We start from the raw sequence: 1,125 nt of genomic DNA, 5'->3' as shown, positions 1-1,125 counted from the left end.
ACGTGCCACCCGGAGGCGACGTGCCACCCGGAGGCGACCGCTGATGTCCGCTGACACGATCGATGCCGGCACCGCGGCGTCCGCGGTCGTGCGTCGCCCCCGCGTCGTGCTGGGCGTATCCGGTGGGATCGCCGCCTACAAGGCGGTCGAGGTGCTGCGCCAGCTCACCGAGACCGGCCATGACGTCAGGGTCGTGCCCACCGAGTCGGCGTTGCGGTTCGTGGGTGAGCCGACCTGGGCGGCGCTGTCCGGGCATCCGGTGGCCACCGACGTCTGGACCGACGCGGCCGAGGTGGCACACGTCCGGCTCGGTCGGGAGGCCGACCTGGTGCTCGTCGTCCCGGCAACGGCGGACCTGCTCGCCCGCGCCGCCACCGGACGCTCCGACGACCTGCTGACCGCCACCCTGCTCACCGCCCGATGTCCGGTCGTGTTCGCCCCGGCCATGCACACCGAGATGTGGGAGCACCCGGCCACCGTAGCCAACGTGGCCACGCTTCGGGCCCGCGGTTGCCTGGTCGTCGACCCGGCCGTGGGCCGGCTGACCGGGGCGGACTCGGGCGCCGGCCGGCTGCCGGAACCGGTGGAGATCGCCGCACTGGCCAGGTCCGTGCTGGCCAGGTCTGTGCCGGCCCGGGGTAGCACCGGCCACTCCCACGGTGGGCCGCCCGAGCAGGCGCCAGACCTCGCCGGCCGGCGGATCGTCATCAGCGCCGGCGGTACCCGTGAGCATCTCGACCCCGTCCGCTTCCTGGGCAACTCCTCCAGCGGGCGGCAGGGCTACGGGCTGGCCAGGGCCGCACTCGCCCGGGGCGCGCAGGTCGTCGTGGTGGCGGCCAACGTGGCGCTGCCGGACGTCGCGGGGGCGCGCACCATCCCGGTGGTGTCGACCGTGCAGCTGCGGGAGGCTGTGCACGCCCAGGCGGCGCAGGCGGATGTTGTGATCATGGCGGCCGCGGTCGCGGACTTCCGTCCTGTCGTCCGGGCGACCTACAAGATTAAAAAGGGCGATGGCGTTCCCGAACCGGTGGCTCTGGCCCGCAATCCGGATGTGCTGGCCGAGCTGGTCGCCGCCCGCCGGCCGGGTCAGGTGCTGGTCGGCTTCGCCGCCGAGACCGGCGGGCC

At 74.3% G+C, this 1,125-nt stretch carries 1 protein-coding gene; it reads left to right on the top strand.

Annotated features, from left to right (window positions below):
- Window positions 1–43 precede the first annotated feature (43 nt).
- The coding region (gene coaBC / locus DD1DGNOD_RS20015; protein ID WP_241255855.1) for a bifunctional phosphopantothenoylcysteine decarboxylase/phosphopantothenate--cysteine ligase CoaBC at window positions 44–1,125 on the top strand (1,082 nt) is incomplete at its 3' end.

Source organism: Candidatus Protofrankia californiensis, assembly GCF_900634765.1.
Classification (GTDB): domain Bacteria; phylum Actinomycetota; class Actinomycetes; order Frankiales; family Frankiaceae; genus Protofrankia; species Protofrankia californiensis.
Note: the sequence above shows the minus strand (reverse complement) of the source record. Positions and strands in the feature narration are given on the sequence as shown.